The sequence below is a fragment of the Nocardioides sp. genome (assembly GCF_047606145.1).
Lineage (GTDB): Bacteria > Actinomycetota > Actinomycetes > Propionibacteriales > Nocardioidaceae > Nocardioides.
The window spans coordinates 1-20222 of sequence record NZ_JASGET010000042.1 but is presented as its reverse complement, the minus strand read 5'-3'; the positions used below and the strand labels follow the sequence as shown (position 1 = coordinate 20222).

The window sequence follows — 20222 nt, the reverse complement described above, 5'->3', positions numbered from 1 at the left end:
GCGGGAGCCGCCGCACCCGCGGGGGTCACGGCGCCGGCGCTGCCCGTCTGCGAGAGCAGTCCGGAGACGCGCACCAGGCCACGTCGCAGCGCGGTCGCGGGGCCGGTCGGCTCCTCGCCGACCGAGATCTGCAGGGCGGTGACATCGGCCAGGCTCTGCTCGGCCCAGGTCGCGGCCGAGGCGCCGTCGACGTCGACGGTCGCCTCCGGGGTGGTGAACCGGGCCACCACTCCCCCGCGCACCACCGCGCGCGTCACGCCGTCGCTCTCCGCGATGAGCACGAAGGCCGGCAGGTTCCGCAGGCCGTCGGCGAGCAGCGCGTCGAGGACCTCGTCGAAGCCCGCGCCGTCGTCGATCAACGCCCACAGGGCGGCCGCACGCTTCTTCTCCGCGGGCGGCAGCAGGACGCACGCGTTGTCGCCGACGATGCCCAACCAGGTGCCGGGTGTGTAGGCGGTTTCAGTCACGGCAGGACTCCCAACTTCTGCTCCAGACTCGCGCGCTCTCGCGCGGCGTCATAGGGGAACTCGTCGGTCAATCCCACCACATCGATGACAACCGCCGTCGCGTTGTCACGTCCACCGGCCGCCACCGCGGCGGCGACGAGTCGCTGCGCGGTGTCCCGCGCGTCGGTCCGCTGGCCCAGGATCTCGGCGATTCCGGCGTCCGAGATCATGCCGCTCACCCCATCGGAGCACAGCAGCAGCCGCGAGCCCGGCACCAGGGTGAGCGCGAAGAAGTCCGGCACGGCCGGGATGAGCCCGCCGAGCGCCCGGGTGATCACGTTGCGGTCGGGGTGGCGCTCGGCCTGCTCACGGGTGAGCCGGCCGGCGTCGACCATCTCCTGGACGAGGCTGTGGTCGACGCTCACCTGACTCAGGGTGCCCTCGGCGAACCGGTAGATCCGGGAGTCGCCGAGGTTGAGCAGGAGCCACTGCGGCTCACCTGGGCCGTCGACGAGCAGGGCCGCCGCGGTCGTCGTACCGGAGGTGTAGTCCTGTGAGCCGCGGGCGCGCTGCTCGGCTGCGTAGGCGGTGATGCGCTGCTGGGCGGCGTCGAGGGCGGCGCTCATCGCCGCCGCGCCGGTCTCGGCATCGAAGCTCCGCTGCTCCTCACCGGTCCGGGCGAGCCGGGCGAACTCCTGGATCACGATGTCGCTGGCGATGTCGCCGCCATCGTGGCCGCCCATGCCGTCGGCGACGACGAAGATCGGCGGCTCGGCCAGGTGCGCGTCCTCGTTGACCGCACGCACCCGGCCCACGTCGGTGGCGGATCCGTGGTGGACCAGTGCTCGTCTCACCGCCGATGGCCTAGCGTGGTGAGGGTGCCGGGCAGGGTCGAGCAGCGGGTCGAGCAGGAGGTCGAGCAAGGGGTGGGCTTTCGTTCGCTCGCCGACCAGCTCCGCTCCTGGCCGGCCGAGAGGCTCTCCCGGCTCCTGCATGCGCGTCCTGATCTCGCCACTCCCGCCCCTCACGACTCCGGCCAGTTGGCCGCGCGCGCGGCCACCCGAACGTCCTTGGTCCGAGCGCTCGACCAGCTGAACCGATGCGAGCTCACGGTTCTTGATGCCCTTGTCGTTGCGCATCAAACCACCGAGCGGTCACTGACTTCCATGGTTCGCGCCGAACCGGATGCGATCGCCGAGGCGCTGACCCGGCTGGAGGACCGCGCGCTGGCATGGCGCTCGGTCGGCGGCCTACGCGCGCTGACCGGGGTGGCGGAGGTGCTGGCGGGCGGCCCGGCGATGAGTGGGCTGCTGCCGTTCTCCGCCGAGCCGCTCACCGCGACCCAGGTGCGCGCCCGGCTCGAGGAGGTCTCCGAGCGAGCTCGGCGGCTGCTCGACCATGTCGCCGATCACGGTGGCGAGGCGACCACCGGTACCGCCCGCATCACGGTGACACCGGCCGAGGCCGAGACCCCGGCCGAGGAGCTGATCTCTCGCCGGCTGCTGATCGCCCGCGGCGAGGTGGCCCGGCTGCCGGGCGAGGTGGCGCTGGTGCTGCGCGGTGGCCGCACCACCGCCGACCCGGTCGACGTACCACCCGTGGTGCCCGGCTCGCCACGCCCGGCGCGGCTGGTGGAGCAGGCGGCGGCGGGTGCGGTCCTGGAGTCGGTACGGCGGGTCGAGCAGCTCATGGAGCGTTGGGCGAGCGCTCCCCCGGTCGCGCTGCGCAACGGCGGTCTCGGCGTACGCGACCTGAAGGCGATCGCCGCCGACCTCGGCGTCGACGAGCCGACCGCGGCGCTGCTGGTGGAGACGGCGGTCGCCGCCGGGCTGGCGACCACCGCCGCGGCGCCCAGCGGCTCCCCGGCCTGGATGCCCACCGACCACTACGACGACTGGCTGGGACTCTCCAGCGCGGCGCGGTGGGTGCAGCTGGCCCGGGCATGGCTGGTCTCGCCCCGGATGCCGGCCCTGGTCGGCCACCGCGACCCCAGCGGCAAGGCCTGGAACGCCCTGGTCCCCGAGCTCGCCGGCGTGTTCATCGCCGAGACCCGCCGCGGCTGCCTGCGGGTGCTGGCCGAGCTGCCCGACGGGGAGGTGTTGGCGCCGGGCACCGGACCGGCGGCCCTGGTGGCCAGACTGGGCTGGGAACGGCCGCGGCGGCCACACACCCGCGGCGACCAGGTCGAGTGGACCCTGCGCGAGGCCGCCACCCTCGGCGTCGTCGCGCTCGGTGGGCTGACCGGTCACGGTCGACGACTGGTCGCCGACGAGGATCCGACCGAGCAGCTCGCGATGCTGCTGCCCGACCCGGTCGACCACGTGCTGCTCCAGGCCGATCTGACCGCGGTGGCCCCCGGTCCGCCCACCGCGGAGCTCGGCCGCTGGCTGGCGCTCGCGGCCGAGGTGGAGTCCCGGGGCGGCGCCGAGGTCCACCGGTTCACCAAGGACTCGGTCCGTCGCGCGATGGAGGCCGGGTGGAGTGCGGCCGAGCTGCACACCCGGCTGGCCGAGGTCTCCACCACGCCGGTGCCGCAGCCGCTCAGCTACCTGATCGACGACGTCGCCCGCACCTTCGGCACCACCCGGGTCGGGCTGGCCGCCGCCTACCTGCGGGCCGAGGACGAGTCGGCGCTCAGCGAGCTGCTGGCGCATCCCGGGGCGGCCGGCCTGGGGCTGCGCCGGCTGGCGCCGACGGTGCTCATCTCGACGACTCCGCTCGACGTCCTGCTGCCCCGTCTCCGGGAGCTCGGGGCGGCGCCGGTGCTGGAGGCGCCGGACGGCAGCGTCCACGTGAGTCGACCCGACGCCCTGCGGGCGCGGACACCCCGCGACCGGCCGCCCGCCTCGCCGGGGCGAGAGTCGGCACACGAGACGGCCCGGATCGCGGCGGTGGTCGCCGGCGTCCGCGCCGGCGACCGGGCCTCGGATCGGTCGGCGGATCGGTCGGCAGGGCACGACACGCTGTCCACCCCCGCCACCATCGCGGCCCTGCAGGAGGCGATCGACGCCGGCGCCGCGGTGGTGGTCGGCTACGTCGACGACCAGGGCGTGGCCGCGGAGCGGACCGTCACCCCGGCGGCCCTGGACAGCGGCCAGCTGGTCGCTCGCGACGGCGACGGCCTGCGCAGCTTCGCACTGTCCCGGATCCGGACCCTGCGGACGACGTAGCCTTGAGCGTTGTGAACGACGGCCCACTCATCGTCCAGTCGGACAAGACCCTGCTGCTTGAGGTCGACCATCCCCGGGCGGACGAGGCCCGCAAGGCGATCGCGCCGTTCGCCGAGTTGGAGCGCTCCCCCGAGCACGTGCACACCTACCGGCTGACGCCGCTCGGGCTGTGGAACGCGCGCGCCGCCGGTCACGACGCCGAGCAGGTGGTCGACACGCTGCTGGAGTTCAGCCGCTACGCGGTGCCGCACGCGCTGCTGGTCGATGTCGCCGAGACGATGGCGCGCTACGGCCGGCTGCGGCTGGAGAAGCACCCCACCCACGGGCTGGTGCTCGCCTCCTCCGACGCCGCCGTGCTGGCGGAGGTCGTCCGAGCGAAGCGGATCGCCGGCATGATCGGGGCCCGGGTCGATCCGGTCCCCGACAGCGTCGGCACGGTGGTGGTCCATCCCTCCGAGCGCGGCAACCTCAAGCAGGCCCTGCTCAAGCTCGGCTGGCCGGCGGAGGACTACGCCGGGTACGTCGACGGCGAGGCGCACCCGATCGAGCTCGACCCGGACGGCTGGGAGCTGCGCTCCTACCAGCGCGAGGCGGTCGACTCGTTCTGGCACGGCGGATCGGGGGTCGTGGTGCTCCCCTGCGGCGCGGGCAAGACCCTGGTGGGCGCCGGCGCGATGGCGCAGGCCAAGGCGACCACGCTGATCTTGGTGACCAACACCGTCTCGGCGAGGCAGTGGAAGGACGAGCTGGTCCGGCGCACGTCGCTGAACGAGGACGAGATCGGCGAGTACTCCGGCTCGGTCAAGGAGGTGCGACCGGTCACCATCGCGACCTACCAGGTGCTGACCACGAAGCGGAAGGGCACCTATCCGCACCTGGAGCTGCTCGACGCGCGCGACTGGGGCCTGATCGTGTACGACGAGGTGCACCTGCTGCCGGCGCCGATCTTCCGGATGACCGCCGACCTGCAGGCCCGCCGGCGGATCGGCCTGACCGCGACCCTGGTGCGCGAGGACGGGCGCGAGGGCGACGTCTTCTCGCTGATCGGCCCGAAGCGGTACGACGCCCCGTGGAAGGACATCGAGTCCCAGGGCTGGATCGCCCCGGCCGACTGCGTCGAGGTGCGGGTGACGCTGCCCGACGACGAGCGGATGGTCTACGCCACCGCGGAGGCGGACGAGCGCTACCGGCTGGCGTCGTGCACCCATCGCAAGATCGACGTGGTGCGCGATCTGGTCGCCTCCCACGCCGGCCGGCCGACGCTGGTGATCGGGCAGTACCTCGTCCAGCTCGACGAGCTGGCCGCCGACCTGGACGCCCCGGTGATCGACGGGAAGACGCCGGTCAAGGAGCGGCAGCGGCTCTTCGACGCCTTCCGCTCCGGCGAGGTCGGGCTGCTGGTGGTCTCCAAGGTCGCCAACTTCTCCATCGACCTGCCCGGCGCCGAGGTCGCCATCCAGGTCTCGGGCTCCTACGGCTCCCGTCAGGAGGAGGCCCAACGACTGGGCCGGCTGCTGCGCCCGGGGACGCCCTCGGAGACCGGCGAGCCGAAGACCGCGCACTTCTACACCGTCGTCTCGCGCGACACCGTCGACGCCGACTTCGCCCAGAACCGGCAGCGTTTCCTGGCCGAGCAGGGGTACGCCTACCGGATCATGGATGCCGAGGATCTGCACGCGGTGGGCGACTGAGGTGGCCGAGGTCTCCCGTGCCGACACGCTGCGCCGGTTCTTCGGCGCCGACGGACGGCTGCTGACCATGCCGACCCGGCACGCCAAGCGGGCCGTCGTACTCGACGAGCTGGCGCAACACTTCGAGCCCGGACACGTCTACCTCGAACGCGAGGTGGTCGAGATCCTCAGCCGCTTCCACGACGATCACGCCGCCCTACGGCGCTACCTGGTCGACGACGGCTTCCTGACCCGGCGGGAGAACCGCTACTGGCGGTCGGGTGGCACGGTGGACGTCAGCGACTGATTCCGACGGGCAGGCGGCACGGCTTGACCGTCTTCCGCCGGCGCCCCTCAGCCGAGCTCGCCGAACTCCTCGCCGACGCCGCGGATCTCGACCTCGATCGTCCGGGCGGTCCGACCGGGTGCAGTCCGACCACGATGCCGGTCCGGATGTCGAGGGCGACCTTCCAGGCCCGCGGATGGACAACGTCCGGATCGGTCTCGCGCCCTACCGGTCCGCCGATCTCGGCCTCGTTGCGCTCGGAGACCCCACCGCAGCGGGCAGCAGCCGCGGCGCGGGTCGTCGTGGTCGGTCGACTCGAGGGTCAGCAGACGTCGGACTCCGGGATGTTGCCGCGAACGGCGAAGTCGCCGCTGATCGCGGCCGCGGCGGCGAGCAGTGGCGGCAGATGCTCCTCGCGCAGGGTCTCCAGTGACGTCTCGGCCGCGTGCGCATTGACGTTGAGGGCCGCGATGACCGAGCCATCGGCCCTCCGCAAGGGTACGGCGACCGAGCGGATCCCGGGTGCCAGGCTCTGGTCGGTGATCGCCCATCCACGCGCCCGGATCTGGTCGAGCTCCGCGGTGAGCTCGGCCAGCTCGGGGGGCTGGTGGGCGACCACTCCGGCGCGGGACGGCACCGCCACGATCCGGGCGACCTCCTCGGTCGACAACCCGGCGAGCAACACCTTGCCGAGCGAGGTCGACGACGCCGGGAAACGCGTCCCGATGGAGACCCGGAGCGCGACGATCTTGGGGACCGCCACCCGGGCGACGTACACGATGTCGGATCCATCGAGCTGCGCGATCGAGGACGACTCCCCCGTCTTGGCGACCAACGCCTCCATGTGCGGTCGAGCGATCTCCCACAGCCCCATCGAGTGGACGTAGGCCATCCCGAGCTCGACGACGCGGGGGGTCAGCGCATAGCCGGACCCGTCGGAGCGGACGTAGCCGAGCTCGCTCAGCGTGAGCAGGATCCGCCGTACCGTCGGCCGGGCCAGTCCGGTCCGCTCCGCGATCTCCGACATGCTCAGCCGCGGCCGGAGCTCGTCGAAGGTCTTGATCACGTCGAGGCCACGTGCCAGAGCCTCGATGAAGTCAGGGCCGCTCCCTCGTTCCGCCATCGTCGTCCTCCTCGCTCAGCGACCTCGATCCAACCACACCGACGCTTCCGGACGTCCGTCCGCGGTATGGCTCAGGCCACCGCGCCGGCAGTCTGTGACTTCCCCGTGTTCCCTTGACGGCCGGCGTGAGCACCGCCACAGTAGTATCAACGGACATATGACCGCTAGACGGACAGGAACACGATCTTCATGGCAGAACCTCGCACCGGACCGCTCCGCGGACTCGTCGTCGCCGACTTCTCCCGCATCCTCGCGGGTCCGTACGCCACGATGCTGCTGGCCGACCTCGGCGCCGAGGTGATCAAGGTCGAGAGCCCGGGGGGTGACGACACCCGGACCTGGGTGCCGCCGGTGCGTGACGACGTCTCGACCTACTACCTGAGCGTCAATCGCAACAAGCGGTCGATCGGCCTTGACCTCAAGGACCCCGCCGACCTCGAGGTGGCCCGCACGCTCGCCGGCCGCGCCGACGTGATGATCGAGAACTTCAAGCCGGGAGGGCTGGCCAAGTTCGGCCTGGACTACGACAGCGTCTCCGCAGGCAACCCGGCACTGATCTACGCCTCGATCAGCGGCTTCGGCTCGACCGGCGGCGCCCACCTGCCCGGCTACGACCTGCTGGTGCAGGCCATGTCCGGGCTGATGAGCCTGACCGGGTCACCCGACGGGCCGCCGTACCGGGCCGGCATCTCGGTCTTCGACGTGATGACCGGCATGCACGCCCTGATCGGAGTCCTCTCCGCGCTCTACGAGCGGGCCGAGTCCGGTCGCGGGCAGCACATCGAGGTCAACCTGCTCTCCTCGGCACTGTCCGGCCTGGTCAACCAGACCGGCGCGTACGTCGCCGGTGGCGTGACCCCGTATCGGATGGGGAACGCCCATCCGAGCCTGTTCCCCTACGAGCCGCTGCCGGCGGCCGACGGCGACATCATCGTCATCGCCGGCAACGACCGCCAGTTCGCCACCCTCACCGCAGCGCTCGGAGCACCCGAGCTCGCCGCCGATCCCAGGTTCGCCACCGTCGGAGACCGTACCCGGAATCGGGAGGAGCTGCGGCCGCTGCTCACCGAGCGACTCGCCACCCGCACCAAGGCGGAGTGGTTCGACATCCTGGTCGAGGCCGGGGTGGCCGCCGGGCCGATCAACAGCGTCGCCGAGGGCATCGAGCTCGCCACCGGACTCGGCCTCGAACCGGTCGTCGAGGTCGGCGAGGGCCAGTCGGCCATCCCGCTGGTACGCAACCCGATCCGGTTCTCCCGCTCGGCACCGCGGTACGACCGCCCGCCGCCCGCCGCCGGGCAGGACGGTGAGGCCATCCGAGCCTGGCTGACCGGGACGAGCACGGCGACCGAGTCCTCCCAAGGAGACCCCGATGAGTGAACCCCGGTTCCCCACCTCGTTGGGGATGTCCACCACCTCCACGATCACGCTGCTCGGCGAGGACCTCGCCGAGGACCTGATGGGCAAGGTCTCGCTGACCGAGCTGGTCTACCGCATGACCACCCTCGAGACGCCGACAGCGGGTCAGGTGCGGATGCTGGACGCCTGCCTGCTCGCGCTGGCCGACCACGGCTTCACCCCGACGGCGATCGCAGCCCGGCTGACCTACCTGTCCGCGCCGGACTCGGTGCAGGGGGCCATGGCGGCCGGGCTGCTGGGGGGCGGGTCGAGGTTCCTCGGCGTGACCGAGGACTGCGGTCGTTTCCTGCACGCGATCATCGCCGACCTGGCAGATCGAGGGGGCACCGTACCCTCCGACGACGCCGCCTGGGACGCGGTCGCGCGCGACGTGGTCCGCGAAGAGCGCGCTGCCAAGCGGATCATCCCCGGCCTGGGGCACCCGGTGCACAAGGAGCTCGACCCGCGTACGCCGGCACTGGTCCGGATCGCTCACGAGACCGACTCCTACGGCCCGCACCTCGCCCTCTTCGAGGCCATCGGGCGGGTGCATCCGGAGCTCCTCGGCCGCACGCTGGTGCTCAACGGCGCCGGCGTTGTCGGGGCCGGGCTCGCCGATCTCGGATTGCCGATCTCGTTGCTGCGCGGCTTCGCCCTGCTCGCGCGCGCCGCGGGCCTGCTCGGTCAGCTCGCCGAGGAGGAGCGGATGCCGGTCGGCATGGACGCCTACCTGTTCGTCGAGCACCACGCCGACTTCGTCGACCCGACCACGCTGGCCGAGGACGACTGATGGCCAAGCTCGTGGCGGTGCTCGCCACCACCCACCACCCGTTCTTCTACAAGACCAGCCAGCTGCCCACCGACGAGGCTCCGCCGTTCGCGGCCGAGTGGGTGGGCAAGGTGACGGCCTATCGCGAGACCCTGACCAGGGCCCGGCCGGACGTGTTGGTGATGGTCGGCTCCGACCACTTCCACCAGCTCTGGCTGGACAACATGCCGCAGTTCCTGGTCGGCAAGGCACCCTTCTACGACGCCAACTGGGAGAACGAGATGCGGGAGTTCGGCATGCCGAAGCTCCTGCTCAAGGGCGACGAGGAGCTGTCGTCGTACATGCTTCGCGAAGGCCTGGACTCCGGCTTCGACCTGGCCTTCTCCAACGAACTGCGCATCGACCACTCGATCACCTGCCCGATCATCACCGTCCGCCCGGAGGCGGACCTGCCGATCGTGCCGATCTACACCAACATCTTCGCCCCGCCGCTGCCGCGTCCCGAGCGGTTCGTGGAGCTCGGCCGGACGATCCGGGAGATCATCGACTCCTGGCCCAGTGAGCTGCGCGTCGCGGTGATCGGCACCGGCCACCTCTCCCTCGAGCTCGGCGGGCCCCGCCAGTTCGGCCCGACCGGTCCCGATCCGGAGTTCGACGCCCGAGCGGTCGACTGGATCAAGCGCGGCGACATCGACGGCTGCCTGGCCAATGTGACGCTCGACAGCCTGCATGCTCCGGGGAACGCCACCCACGGCTTCATGGACTTCATGCTCATGATGGGCGTCGCCGGCCACGCCCGGGCCGACTACACCGATCACCTCAGCCTCTTCCACACCATGGAGGCCTACTTCACCTGGTATCCCAACCCCGAGCTGATCACCGCGCCGGCGCTCGCCTCGAGAGGAGACCTGCTGTGAGCAAGTACCTGGTCAACAAGTTCCTCTACACCGTCGACCGCGAGCACGAGCTGACCGAGCGATATCGCGAGGACCCGGCCGGCACGGTCGCCTGGTGGGAGGAGCACCTCGCCGGCCGGATCCTGAACGCGATCCCGGCCGAGGACACCACCTGGCTCGCCTTCACCGACGAGGAGCGGTCGGCGCTGGTCAGCCACGACCACGTGCGTCTCTTCGAGCTCGGCGCACATCCGTTCCTCACCCTCACGCTGTGGATCGCGATGTTCGAGCGTGACTTCACCGAGCCCCTCGGAATGCAGCTCGACTACGCCCGCAAGCTCGACCACGTCACCCAGCCCTATCCCGACATCACCACCTGACCAACGACGTACGACGTTCTCGGCCGACCAGAAGGAAGATCTGATGCCCACACCCGAGCAGGTGACCGTTGCCCCGGCCGTCGTGTTCCGTCACGGCCTGGTGCTGACCATGGACGACGCCCATACCGTGATCCCCGACGCCGACGTGCTCGTGGTGGGGATGCGGATCGAGGCGATCGGAGTCGGTCTGGAGGTGCCCGAGGGCACCGTCGAGGTGGACGCCTCCGGTGGCATCGTGATGCCGGGCATGGTCGACACCCACCGACACATGTGGCAGACCGCGATGCGTGGGTACGGCGCCGACTGGACGCTGACGCAGTACTTCGTCTGGAACTACCTCGAGCACGGCAGGAAGTTCCGACCGCAGGACATCTACGCCGGCAACCTGCTCAGTGGGATCGAGGCCATCGACGCCGGCGTCACCACCAGCGTCGACTGGTCGCACGGCCTGTCCAGCGTCGAGCACGCCGAGGCCGCGGTCGATGCCCTCGAGGAGGTCCCGGGCCGGTTCGTGTTCGGCTACGGCAACATCCACGCCGGGCCCTGGGAGTGGACCGCCTCACCCGAGTTCCGCAGCTTCGTCGAGCGCCGGATGCCGCGCTCGGAGATGCTCGGCTTCCAGCTCGCCTTCGACGTCACCGGCGACCCGGCCTTTCCGGAGAAGGCCGCCTTCGAGGCGGCACGCGAGCTCGGCGTTCCGGTGACCACGCACGCCGGCGTCTGGGGCGCGACCAACGATGCCGGGATCCGGCTGATGCACGAGCACGGGTTCATGACGCCGGAGACGGTCTACGTGCACGCCGCGACGCTGAGCGACGACTCCTACCAGCGCATCGCCGCGACCGGCGGCAGCGCCTCGGTCTCCGCGGAGAGCGAGTCCAGCTGCGGCCAGGGCTACCCGTCGAGCTGGGCGCTGCGGCGCCACGGCATCCCGATCTCGCTCTCCGTCGACACCAGCGTGTGGTGGAGCGCCGACGCGTTCGCCGCCATGCGAGCCACCCTGTCCGCCGACCGTGCTCGCGAGCACCACGAGGCGCACGCGAGCGGCGAGACCGTCACCCACGTCGCCCTGCGCGCCCGGGAGGTGGTCGAGTGGGCCACTCGCGGGGGTGCTCGGGCGCTCGGCATGGACCACCTGGTCGGCAGTCTGGAGCCAGGCAAGCGGGCAGACGTCGTCCTGATCAAGAACGACGAGTCGCCGGCGATGTTTCCCCTGCTCAACCCGTATGGTCACGTCGTCTTCCAGGCCCAGCGCGGTGACGTGCACACGGTGCTGGTCAACGGTCGGGCGGTGAAATTCGAGCACCGCCTGATCGGCGCGGATCTGGCCAAGGCGCGTACCACGGTCGCCGAGACCGTCGACCACCTTCGCGGCGAGCTCGGCGAACAGGAGTGGATCGGCGGGATGAGCCCGGACATCCCCGAGTCCAAGGTGCTCGACAACCCGTACACCTACACCGAGTACGCCGACTCCTCGACCCACGCCGCCACCCGGGACGAGGCGTGACGGAGCCCGTGGTCGTCGGCGGCGTACCGACGGCGTGAGCAACGGCGACCGGCCGCGGTCCGCGCCTCGGGCGGCCGGGACGGGCCGGCTGGCCGCGCACTACCCTTGAGTCGTGAAGGTGCTGCTGCTGGAGAACATCCATTCCGTCGCCGTCGAGACCCTCGAGCGGGCCGGGTTCGAGGTCGAGCTGCTCTCGCACTCGCTCTCCGAGGACGAGCTGGTCGCCAAGCTGCCGGGCGTCAACTTCCTCGGCATCAGGTCCAACACCCACATCAGTCCACGGGTGCTCGACGCGGCGACCGACCTCACCGCCATCGGCTGCTTCTGCATCGGCACCAACCAGGTCGACCTGGAGGCCGCCGCCGAGCGTGGCGTCGCGGTCTTCAACGCGCCGTACTCCAACACCCGCAGCGTGGTCGAGCTGGTGATCGCCGAGATCGTGGTCCTGGCCCGCCGCCTGACGGAGAAGAACCAGCGGATGCACGACGGGGTCTGGGACAAGTCCGCCAAGGGCAGCCACGAGGTCCGCGGACGCACCCTGGGCATCGTCGGCTACGGCAACATCGGCACCCAGCTGTCCAACCTGGCCGAGGCGATGGGGATGTACGTCATCTTCTACGACATCGCCGACCGGCTGGCGCACGGCAACGCCCGCCGGATGCCGAGCCTGGAGGCACTGCTCGCCGAGGCCGACGTGGTCAGCCTGCACGTGGACGGCCGACCGGGCAACGCCGGCATCTTCGGACCCGAGCAGTTCGCCGCGATGAAGCCGCGCAGCCTGTTCATCAACGCCTCGCGCGGCATGGTGGTGGACAACGAGGCGCTGCGCGACAACATCGGCTCCGGTCACGTCGCGGGCGCGGCGCTCGACGTCTTCCCGGTCGAGCCGAAGGCGCAGGGCGACGAGTTCGTCTCCGTGCTGCGCGGCCTGGACAACGTCATCCTCACCCCGCACGTCGGCGGCTCCACGATGGAGGCGCAGGAGGAGATCGGCTACTTCGTGGCCGGCAAGCTGCGCGACTTCGCCCGGGAGGGCAGCACGGCGCTCTCGGTCAACCTGCCCGCCGTACAGCCGCCGCCGCTGACCACGGGCGCCCGGCTCGGCTTCCTGCACGTCAACGTGCCCGGGGTGCTGGCCGAGGTGAACAACCTGCTCGCCTCCGATGGCGCCAACGTCTCCGGCCAGTACCTCGCGACCCGAGGCGAGCTGGGCTACGTGATCACCGACGTGGCCCAACAGCTCTCCGCGGCGACGCTGGCGAAGCTGGAGACCTCGGCGCACACCCGGTGGGTGCGCGGATACACCGCACCGTGACTCCGCCGGACCGTGAGTCTGCCAGGTAGCCGTATTACCCTCACCCCTCATGGAGCTGCCTCAACATTGGCCGCTGCCTGAGGCAGCGGAGGTGCGAGACCAACTGCTCGCGGCGTACGGCGACCCGTCGCGCCGCTACCACGACACCCGGCATCTGGCCGAGGTCCTGGCCCGGATCGACGAGCTGCGTGCCGCCGGCGCGGACGCCGATCCGGTGGCCGTCGCGCTGGCCGCCTACTTCCACGACGCCGTCTATGACGGCGAGCGCGACGCCGAGGAACGCTCGGCGGTCTGGGCGGAGCAGGCGCTGACCGGACTGGTCGACGACGAGACCGTGGCCGAGGTCGCCCGGCTGGTCCGGCTGACCGAGACCCACGACCCCGAGCCGGACGACCTCAACGGCTGCGTCCTCTCCGACGCCGACCTGGCGATCCTGGCCGCTGGCCGAGAGCGGTACGACGAGTACGCGGCCGCGGTCCGCGAGGAGTACTCCCACCTCAGCGACCACGACTTCCGGGTCGGACGCCATCACGTGCTCGACCAGCTGATCGACAGGGAGTCGCTCTTCTCCACGCCGTACGCCCGGCGGGACTGGGAGGACGAGGCGCGCGCCAACATCGCCCGCGAACTGGCGTCCCTGGACGCCCTCGTCCTGCTCGGCTGAGAGCGGTCAAAAGGATTCGCGCGGAAGCTCCCATTGATGGGATGATTTCTGGTCGTGAGCTTCGCGACCTACGCCGATCTGGCACGCATCCCCGCCGTGCGCCAGATCCTGCTGCTGGGGCTCTGCTTCCGTATCCCGATGACGGCATCGAGCGTGCTGGTCACGCTGCACGTGGTGGGGCATCTGCACCGCTCCTACGCCGAGGCCGGCGTGGTCACCACCGTCCTCGCCCTCGGCCTGGCGGGAAGCAGTCCGTGGCGCGGCCGGATGCTCGATCGGCTCGGTCTGCGGCGAGCGCTGCTGCCCTCGATCGTCGTCCTGGCCCTCGCCTGGACCATCGCCCCGTGGGTCGGCTACTGGCCGCTGGTGGTGCTGGTCGGCGTCGCGGGCATGTTCATGGTGCCGTCGTTCTCGATCGTCCGTCAGGTCCTGCTGAGCGCGGTCACCCCCGGCCAGCGCACGGCGGTGCTCTCCATCGACTCGATGGTGACCGAGGCCTCGTTCATGCTCGGTCCGATCCTCGGCGTGCTGGCCGCCACCTACCTGCCGACCACCGCGGCGCTGATGATCTGCCAGTGGTTCCTGGTCGCCTCGGCGATCGCGTTGTGGGTGGCCAACCCTCCGCTTCGGGCCCCGCACCCCGATCACCCCGCCCCGGCCGGGTCGGCGAGGACCGATCGACGGCTGGGCTGGATGACGCCGGGCGTCGTACTCCTGCTGGTGGCGACCTTCACCGCCTCCCTGATCCTGACCAGCGAGGATCTCGGCTCGGTCGCCGCCATGCGCCAGCTGGGGCATCCCGGCTCGCTCGGCTGGGTGCTCGCGCTGTGGGCGAGCGGCTCGCTCGTCGGCGCCGTGGTGTACGGCGCCCTGCAGCGGCACCCACCCGCCTCGGTGCTGCTCATCCTGCTCGGCGCCACCACCGCGTTGGTCTCGCTCGCGCCGGACCGGACCTGGTTCGCGATCCTGATCGTGATCAGCGGCCTGTTCTGTGCCCCGACCCTGACCGCCACCGTCGCCGATCTGACCCAGCTGGTCCCGGCCCGGGTGCGCGGTGAGCTGATGGGCTGGCACGGCTCGGCGATGACGCTGGGCAGCGCCCTCGGTGCTCCGCTGGTCGGCACCGCCATCGACTCCGCCGGCTGGGACGGCGCGTTCGCGCTCGGCGGCCTGCTCGGCCTGGCGATCGCCCTGGTCGTGCTGGCCTTCCGGCGTACCGGGACCGGGCGCTCCGCCGTGGACGACGTCGCGCCCCGGCCCCCGGCCCCGCCCTCGACAACCCAGCCCTCGACGACCGACGCGACCCTCCGCTGACCCGCGCCGACGACCGGCGGCGACCTGCCCGACCGGGACGTGGCGGCGAGGAGGAGGATGGATCCATGCCAGATCCCCGACATGCCGATCTCGTCTTCACCGGCGGACCCGTCCACCTCGGCACCGCGGCCCGCAGCCGCGCCACCGCCGTCGCCGTGACGGGATCGCGGATCGTCGCCGTCGGCCACCACGACGACGTCACCGACCTGATCGGACCGGCCACCGAGGTGGTCGACCTCGCTGGCCGGCTGCTCGTCCCCGGCTTCCAGGACGCCCACGTCCATCCCGTCGGCGGCGGACTCGAGCTCGGCCAGTGCGACCTGACCGGCGCGCTCACGGCGGACGAGGTACGCCGACGGATCTCGGCCTACGCCCAGGCCCACCCCGACGCCGGCTGGATCACCGGTGGCGGCTGGTCGATGGAGACCTTCGACGGATGGCCGGACCGCGCCTTCCTCGACGCGCTGGTGCCGGACCGACCGGTCTACCTGGCCAACCGCGACCACCACGGTGGCTGGGCCAACACCCGCGCCCTGGAGATCGCCGGGCTCACCGCGCGCACGCCCGACCCGGCCGACGGCCGGATCGAGCGAGACGCCGACGGCAACCCGACCGGCATGCTGCAGGAGGGCGCGATGGGACTCGTCGCCGAGCATGTCCCCGCGCCGCGGATCGACGAGCTGGTGGCGGGGCTGCTGCGCGCCCAGGAGCTGCTCCACTCCCTCGGCATCACCGCCTGGCAGGACGCCCTGGTCGGCGCCAACCCGCTGCTGCCCGACGCGACTCCCGCCTATCTGGCCGCGCGCGCCGACGACCGGCTCACCGCGCGCGTGGTGGCCTCGCTGTGGTGGCAGCGCGAGCGCGGCGCCGAGCAGATCGACGACCTGCTCGACCAGCGCGAACGGCTCACCCGCGCGGGCATCCACGCCTCGACGGTGAAGATCATGCAGGACGGCATCGCCGAGAACCACACGGCCGCGATGCTGACGCCCTACCTGCGCGGTTGCGGCTGCGCCGCCGGCGGCGACCACGCCGGCATCTCCTTCGTCGACCCCGCGGAGCTGCGCAAGCACGTCACCGAGCTCGACCGGCTCGGCTTCCAGGTGCACTTTCACGCCCTCGGCGACCGGGCCGTGCGGGAGGCGCTCGACGCCATCGAGGCCGCCCGGACGGCCAACGGATGGCGCGACACCCGGCCGCACCTGGCCCACCTCCAGGTGGTGCACCCCGACGACGTCGACCGCTTCCGGGCACTCGGCGCGACCGCCAACCTGCAGCCCCTCTGGGCGGCGCACGAGCCGCAGATGGACGAGCTGACCATCCCGTTCCTCGGGCCGGAGCGGTCGGCCTGGCAGTACCCGTTCGGCAGCCTCCGCGACGCCGGCGCGGTGCTGGCCGCCGGCTCGGACTGGCCGGTCAGCAGCCCCGACCCGCTCGCCGGCATCCACGTCGCGGTGAACCGCGTCGAGCCGGGCGAGGACGCCCCGGTGTTCTATCCGGAGCAGCGGATCGACCTCGCGACCGCGCTGGCGGCGTACACCTGTGGCACGGCCTACGTGAACCACCTCGACGAGACCGGCACCATCGCCGCGGGCAACCTGGCGGACCTCGTCGTGCTCGACCGGGATCCGTTCGCGCACCCGGCCGAGGAGATCTGTCAGACCCGGGTCGAGCAGACCTACGTCGACGGCCGGCGGGTCTACTCCCGCTGACCGTCCCCCGCTCACCGCTCCTTGCGCCGCCGCAGGCCGGCCGCGTGCAGCCGCGCCACCAGCTCCCGGCTGCGCACCGGGGTGGCGCCGGCCGCGACCACGGCGTCGTACCGCTCGGCCGGCACGTCGTAGTGGTCCCGGTCGAAGCCGCGCGCCGGAATGCCGATCGCGCGGGCGAAGGCGTGCAACTCCTCGTAGGAGGAGTCGCTGGCCAGGTGCGACCACCAACGCCCGTGGCCGGCGGCGTCCGGCGGGTCGATCAGGATCACCCCCCACTTATACAAGACCGCATCCACGACCTCATCCGCGACGGTGACGGCCCGGTTTGCCGCGGCGAGCCACGATGGTCCGGATGGACACCTCGACACTGCTCGCCGCCCGGGCGCTGGTGCTGCACGATCTGCAGGCCCGCCGACTCGCGACCGCGGCGGCGGTCTCGGTCCTGGAGAACGCCATCTCGGAGCGGGCCTGGTGGGCCGAGCAGTGGCCGCAGGGCGCCATCTACGTCGCCGGCCTGGTCGCCCAGGACGTCCAGGACGCGCTCTTCGACGGCGTGCTGCCGGGCGGATCTCAGCGCTGGCCGCTGTGTCACAGCTGCGACCCGGACACGCCGGAGCACTCGCTGACCATCTCCCCCGACCTGGGCGGCCCGGACCCGGTGTGGGTCTGCGAGCCGGGCGGCCGGACGGTCGCCGAGCTGGGCGACCTGTAGACATCGAACATTCGTTCGATCTCTGCGCTAGAATGGGCGCATGGACGTCCAGGGCACGCTCTTCTCCACCGCAGCCACGCCGCTGGGCGAGGACGGGTTCGAGCGGATGACGTTGACCCGTGGCGCCTGGGTCGACGTACGCCGCGACTGGCTGCCGGACGCCGAGGAGGTCTTCGCCACCCTGGTGCGCGACGTGCCGTGGCACGCCGAGCGTCGCCAGATGTACGACCGGGTGGTCGAGGTGCCACGCCTGTTGCACACCTATCTCGGCGGCGACCCACTGCCGCATCCGGCGCTCACCGCGTGCCGCGAGGCGCTGTCCGCCCACTACGCCGACGAGCTCGGCGAGCCGTTCGTCACCGCCGGGTGCGCCTACTACCGCGACGGCCGGGACTCGGTGGCCTGGCACGGGGACACCATCGGCCGCGGCAAGATGGCGGACACCATGGTCGCGATCGTCTCGCTCGGCGACCCCCGACGCCTGCAGCTGCGCCCGCGCGGCGGCGGCGATTCCCGGGCGATCGAGATGGGCTCCGGTGACCTGGTCGTGATGGGCGGCAGCTGCCAGCGCACCTGGGAGCACGCCGTGCCCAAGGTCGCCGCGGCGGGGCCGCGGATCTCGGTCCAGTTCCGTCCCCAGGGAGTCTTCTAGACGTTTGCGACCGACGGCGGCGCGGGATGATCGAGGCACCGACCCGAGGAGCCGCCGTGACCGCCACCGCTTCCCCCGCCGCGCCGCCCGGCCCGGACGAGATCGCCCGGGCCGGCGAGCTCATCGCCGCGGTGAGCGAGACCTTCGGCCAACGGGTGGCCGGCCAGCAGCGACTGCGCAGCGCCCTGTTGATCGCCCTGCTGGCCGAGGGCCACGTGCTGCTGGAGAGCGTCCCGGGGCTCGCCAAGACGCTGGCCGCCTCGACGCTGGCACATACCGTGCAGGCACGGTTCTCCCGGATCCAGTGCACACCCGACCTGCTGCCCAGCGACATCATCGGCACCCAGGTCTACGACCCCCGTGACCACCGGTTCTCCACCCAGCTCGGCCCGGTGCACGCCAACTTCGTGCTGCTCGACGAGATCAACCGCTCCAGCGCCAAGACCCAGTCCGCGATGCTGGAGGCGATGCAGGAGCGGCAGACCTCGATCGCCGGCGTGATCCATCCGCTGCCGCGGCCGTTCATGGTGCTCGCCACCCAGAACCCGATCGAGGAGGAGGGCACCTACCCGCTGCCCCATGCGCAGATGGACCGGTTCCTGCTCAAGGAGGTCGTGACCTATCCCAGGCCCGAGGACGAGCTGGTCGTGCTGGAGCGGATCGAGGCCGGCACGCTCGGTCCGGACCACACCGATCCGACGCCGGTCGCCGGCACCGAGGAGGTGGTCGCGCTGCAGGAGCTGGCCAAGCGGGTCTACGTCGACCCGGCCGTCAAGCGCTACATGGTCGCGCTCGTCCAGGCCACCCGCAACGCCGAGGCGGCGCTCGGCCCCCGGCTCGGCGGCTACGTCGAGCTCGGCGCGAGTCCCCGCGCCGCCATCGCCCTCCTGGTCGCCTCTCGCGCGGCGGCGCTGCTCCGTGGACGCAGCTACGTCACCCCGACGACGTCCGCGACCTGCGACACAGCGTGCTGCGGCACCGGCTGCACCTCAGCTTCGAGGCCCTCGCCGAGAACATCGCCCCGGAGATGCTCATCGACGCGCTGGTCCGTACCGTCCCCAGCCCGTGAGCCCAGCCCGTGACCCCGCCCGTGACCCCGCCCGTGACCCCACCGATGAGCCAGCCCGAGGCCGGCCCGCCGGCGTCGTACCTGCCCCGGATCAGGGCCCGCGTGCTGATCCATGCCCACCGCCGGGTGGTCGGACTGCTCGACGGTGAGTACGCCTCGCTCCATCTCGGACGCAGCATGGACCTCCACGACCTGCGGGAGTACGTCCGCGGCGACGAGGTGAAGGACATCGACTGGAAGGCGACCGCGCGCAGCGGTCAGGTCCTGGTCAAGCGGTTCACCGCCACCCGGCAGCACCTGATCGTGCTGGTGGTCTCCACCGGGCGCTCGATGGCCGCGCAGGCGGGACCGCGCAGCACCAAGCGTGACCTGAGCGTCACGGTGAGCGGGCTGCTCGGCTGGCTGGCGCTGCGGCACGGCGACCGGGTCTCGGTGATGTACGGCGACGCGGCCGGCTGCCGTACCGCGCCGACCGCCGAGACCGAGGCCGCGCTGGATCATGCGCTGAGCGCCGTGCACGACGCGATCACCCCGACCTCGGCCGAGGCCGACCTGGCGGCGCTGCTTCGACAGGTCACCACGACCCTGCGTCGCCGGTCGATCGTGGTGCTGGTGGCCGACGACCCCGCGATCGACGAGGGCGTGGCCGCGCTGCTGCATCGCGTGGCGCTGCAGCACGAGGTGATGGTGGCGACCATCGACGACCTGGACCCGACCAGCGACCCGGCCACGCTCGGCGGACGCCCGCTGGTCGAGGTCGGGCAGCGGATCGAACTGCCGGACTGGGCGCGTCGCGATCGCCGACTGGCGCAGGAGTACGCGGCCCTGCGCGCGGCCGAGGAGGAGCGGGTCGGTCGCCTCCTGGACCGGCTCGGCATCGCGCACCAGTCGATCGGCGAGGAGGGCGCGGTGGTGACCGGCGTGCTCCGGCTCTTGCACAGGCATCGCCATGCGCACCGGTGACCTCGCGGTGGCGGCGGCCGACCTGCCCCGGGAGTTCCAGCAGCCGGTCGACCACGCCGACCGCTGGCTGTGGCTCGCGTTGGCCGCACTCGCCGTGGTGGCGCTCTACTTCCTCGCGGTGACGTGGTGGGCGCGGCCCCGGCGGCCGGCGGCGCCGACCACGCCGACCGCGCCGC

21 protein-coding genes are annotated in these 20222 nt (G+C 71.9%); 17 read left to right on the top strand and 4 right to left on the bottom strand.

Annotation, left to right across the window (positions count from 1 at the left end):
• Both QM638_RS06250 and QM638_RS06245 read right to left on the bottom strand, forming a co-directional pair.
• A partial coding sequence (locus QM638_RS06250; protein WP_415141092.1) for a hypothetical protein occupies positions 1–467 on the bottom strand: 467 nt, incomplete at its 3' end.
• On the bottom strand, positions 464–1300 hold the full coding sequence (locus QM638_RS06245; RefSeq protein ID WP_415141091.1) for a PP2C family protein-serine/threonine phosphatase: 837 nt from the start codon (positions 1298–1300) through the stop codon (positions 464–466). The genes QM638_RS06250 and QM638_RS06245, both read right to left, overlap by 4 nt.
• 312 nt (positions 1301–1612) lie before the next feature.
• Between QM638_RS06245 and QM638_RS06240 the strand changes: the two genes are divergently transcribed.
• From QM638_RS06240 to QM638_RS06230, 3 genes are read left to right on the top strand one after another with little or no spacing between them, the layout of a single operon-like run.
• Entirely contained in the window at positions 1613–3616 is a 2004-nt protein-coding gene (locus QM638_RS06240) for a helicase-associated domain-containing protein (RefSeq protein ID WP_415141090.1), read from the top strand.
• An 11-nt stretch (positions 3617–3627) separates the two neighbouring features.
• The gene (locus QM638_RS06235) at positions 3628–5307 is read left to right on the top strand and encodes a DNA repair helicase XPB (protein ID WP_415141089.1); all 1680 of its coding nucleotides are present in this window, start codon (positions 3628–3630) and stop codon (positions 5305–5307) included.
• Between the two features lies 1 nt (position 5308).
• The gene (locus tag QM638_RS06230) at positions 5309–5593 is read left to right on the top strand and encodes a DUF2087 domain-containing protein (protein WP_415141088.1); all 285 of its coding nucleotides are present in this window, start codon (positions 5309–5311) and stop codon (positions 5591–5593) included.
• A 301-nt stretch (positions 5594–5894) separates the two neighbouring features.
• Here the strand turns inward: QM638_RS06230 and QM638_RS06225 are convergent, their stop codons facing one another.
• Complete coding sequence (locus tag QM638_RS06225; RefSeq protein WP_415141087.1) at positions 5895–6695, bottom strand: IclR family transcriptional regulator C-terminal domain-containing protein; 801 nt, start codon at positions 6693–6695, stop codon at positions 5895–5897.
• A 189-nt stretch (positions 6696–6884) separates the two neighbouring features.
• Here QM638_RS06225 and QM638_RS06220 point away from each other — a divergent pair, with 189 nt between their 5' ends.
• The 9 genes from QM638_RS06220 (at position 6885) to QM638_RS06180 (ending at position 16650) form a co-directional block, all read left to right on the top strand.
• Positions 6885–8075: a CaiB/BaiF CoA transferase family protein gene (locus QM638_RS06220; RefSeq protein ID WP_415141086.1), complete on the top strand. Its 1191-nt coding sequence runs from the start codon at positions 6885–6887 to the stop codon at positions 8073–8075.
• On the top strand, positions 8068–8883 hold the full coding sequence (locus QM638_RS06215) for a citryl-CoA lyase (RefSeq protein WP_415141085.1): 816 nt from the start codon (positions 8068–8070) through the stop codon (positions 8881–8883). Before QM638_RS06220 ends, QM638_RS06215 begins: the two co-directional genes overlap by 8 nt.
• Positions 8883–9779, top strand: coding sequence for a hypothetical protein (locus QM638_RS06210; protein ID WP_415141084.1), 897 nt, complete (start codon positions 8883–8885; stop codon positions 9777–9779). Before QM638_RS06215 ends, QM638_RS06210 begins: the two co-directional genes overlap by 1 nt.
• A complete protein-coding gene (locus tag QM638_RS06205; RefSeq protein ID WP_415141083.1) occupies positions 9776–10138 on the top strand; it encodes a hypothetical protein in 363 nt (120 codons plus the stop codon). The genes QM638_RS06210 and QM638_RS06205 overlap by 4 nt, the downstream gene beginning before the upstream one ends.
• A gap of 43 nt (positions 10139–10181) precedes the next feature.
• The gene (locus QM638_RS06200; protein WP_415141082.1) at positions 10182–11645 is read left to right on the top strand and encodes an amidohydrolase family protein; all 1464 of its coding nucleotides are present in this window, start codon (positions 10182–10184) and stop codon (positions 11643–11645) included.
• A gap of 112 nt (positions 11646–11757) precedes the next feature.
• Positions 11758–12960, top strand: coding sequence for a phosphoglycerate dehydrogenase (gene serA / locus QM638_RS06195; protein ID WP_415141081.1), 1203 nt, complete (start codon positions 11758–11760; stop codon positions 12958–12960).
• A 91-nt stretch (positions 12961–13051) separates the two neighbouring features.
• Entirely contained in the window at positions 13052–13624 is a 573-nt protein-coding gene (locus QM638_RS06190; protein WP_415141080.1) for a hypothetical protein, read from the top strand.
• Between the two features lie 54 nt (positions 13625–13678).
• Complete coding sequence (locus tag QM638_RS06185) at positions 13679–14938, top strand: MFS transporter (protein WP_415141079.1); 1260 nt, start codon at positions 13679–13681, stop codon at positions 14936–14938.
• 65 nt (positions 14939–15003) lie between these two features.
• The gene (locus QM638_RS06180; protein WP_415141078.1) at positions 15004–16650 is read left to right on the top strand and encodes an amidohydrolase; all 1647 of its coding nucleotides are present in this window, start codon (positions 15004–15006) and stop codon (positions 16648–16650) included.
• Positions 16651–16661: 11 nt separating this feature from the next.
• Here the strand turns inward: QM638_RS06180 and QM638_RS06175 are convergent, their stop codons facing one another.
• Complete coding sequence (locus QM638_RS06175) at positions 16662–16946, bottom strand: DUF4031 domain-containing protein (protein WP_415141077.1); 285 nt, start codon at positions 16944–16946, stop codon at positions 16662–16664.
• 56 nt (positions 16947–17002) lie between these two features.
• On the opposite strand from QM638_RS06175, the gene QM638_RS06170 reads away from it, so the two are divergent.
• From QM638_RS06170 to QM638_RS06150, 5 genes are all read left to right on the top strand, one after another.
• Positions 17003–17362, top strand: coding sequence for a hypothetical protein (locus tag QM638_RS06170; protein ID WP_415141076.1), 360 nt, complete (start codon positions 17003–17005; stop codon positions 17360–17362).
• A 40-nt stretch (positions 17363–17402) separates the two neighbouring features.
• The gene (locus tag QM638_RS06165; RefSeq protein ID WP_415141075.1) at positions 17403–18014 is read left to right on the top strand and encodes an alpha-ketoglutarate-dependent dioxygenase AlkB; all 612 of its coding nucleotides are present in this window, start codon (positions 17403–17405) and stop codon (positions 18012–18014) included.
• A 56-nt stretch (positions 18015–18070) separates the two neighbouring features.
• Complete coding sequence (locus QM638_RS06160; RefSeq protein ID WP_415141074.1) at positions 18071–19096, top strand: AAA family ATPase; 1026 nt, start codon at positions 18071–18073, stop codon at positions 19094–19096.
• A 32-nt stretch (positions 19097–19128) separates the two neighbouring features.
• Complete coding sequence (locus QM638_RS06155) at positions 19129–20046, top strand: DUF58 domain-containing protein (RefSeq protein WP_415141073.1); 918 nt, start codon at positions 19129–19131, stop codon at positions 20044–20046.
• The coding region (locus tag QM638_RS06150; RefSeq protein WP_415141072.1) for a hypothetical protein at positions 20033–20222 on the top strand (190 nt) is incomplete at its 3' end. The genes QM638_RS06155 and QM638_RS06150, both read left to right, overlap by 14 nt.

What these genes read in the sequence shown, in the direction of transcription:
- QM638_RS06240 (WP_415141090.1), top strand. Translation starts at nt 1,613, where the DNA reads ATGGTTCGCGCCGAACCGGATGCGATCGCCGAGGCGCTGACCCGGCTG.
- QM638_RS06225 (WP_415141087.1), bottom strand. Translation starts at nt 6,695, where the DNA reads ATGGCGGAACGAGGGAGCGGCCCTGACTTCATCGAGGCTCTGGCACGT.
- QM638_RS06220 (WP_415141086.1), top strand. Translation starts at nt 6,885, where the DNA reads ATGGCAGAACCTCGCACCGGACCGCTCCGCGGACTCGTCGTCGCCGAC.
- QM638_RS06215 (WP_415141085.1), top strand. Translation starts at nt 8,068, where the DNA reads ATGAGTGAACCCCGGTTCCCCACCTCGTTGGGGATGTCCACCACCTCC.
- QM638_RS06210 (WP_415141084.1), top strand. Translation starts at nt 8,883, where the DNA reads ATGGCCAAGCTCGTGGCGGTGCTCGCCACCACCCACCACCCGTTCTTC.
- QM638_RS06200 (WP_415141082.1), top strand. Translation starts at nt 10,182, where the DNA reads ATGCCCACACCCGAGCAGGTGACCGTTGCCCCGGCCGTCGTGTTCCGT.
- QM638_RS06180 (WP_415141078.1), top strand. Translation starts at nt 15,004, where the DNA reads ATGCCAGATCCCCGACATGCCGATCTCGTCTTCACCGGCGGACCCGTC.
- QM638_RS06170 (WP_415141076.1), top strand. Translation starts at nt 17,003, where the DNA reads ATGGACACCTCGACACTGCTCGCCGCCCGGGCGCTGGTGCTGCACGAT.
- QM638_RS06165 (WP_415141075.1), top strand. Translation starts at nt 17,403, where the DNA reads ATGGACGTCCAGGGCACGCTCTTCTCCACCGCAGCCACGCCGCTGGGC.
- QM638_RS06155 (WP_415141073.1), top strand. Translation starts at nt 19,129, where the DNA reads ATGAGCCAGCCCGAGGCCGGCCCGCCGGCGTCGTACCTGCCCCGGATC.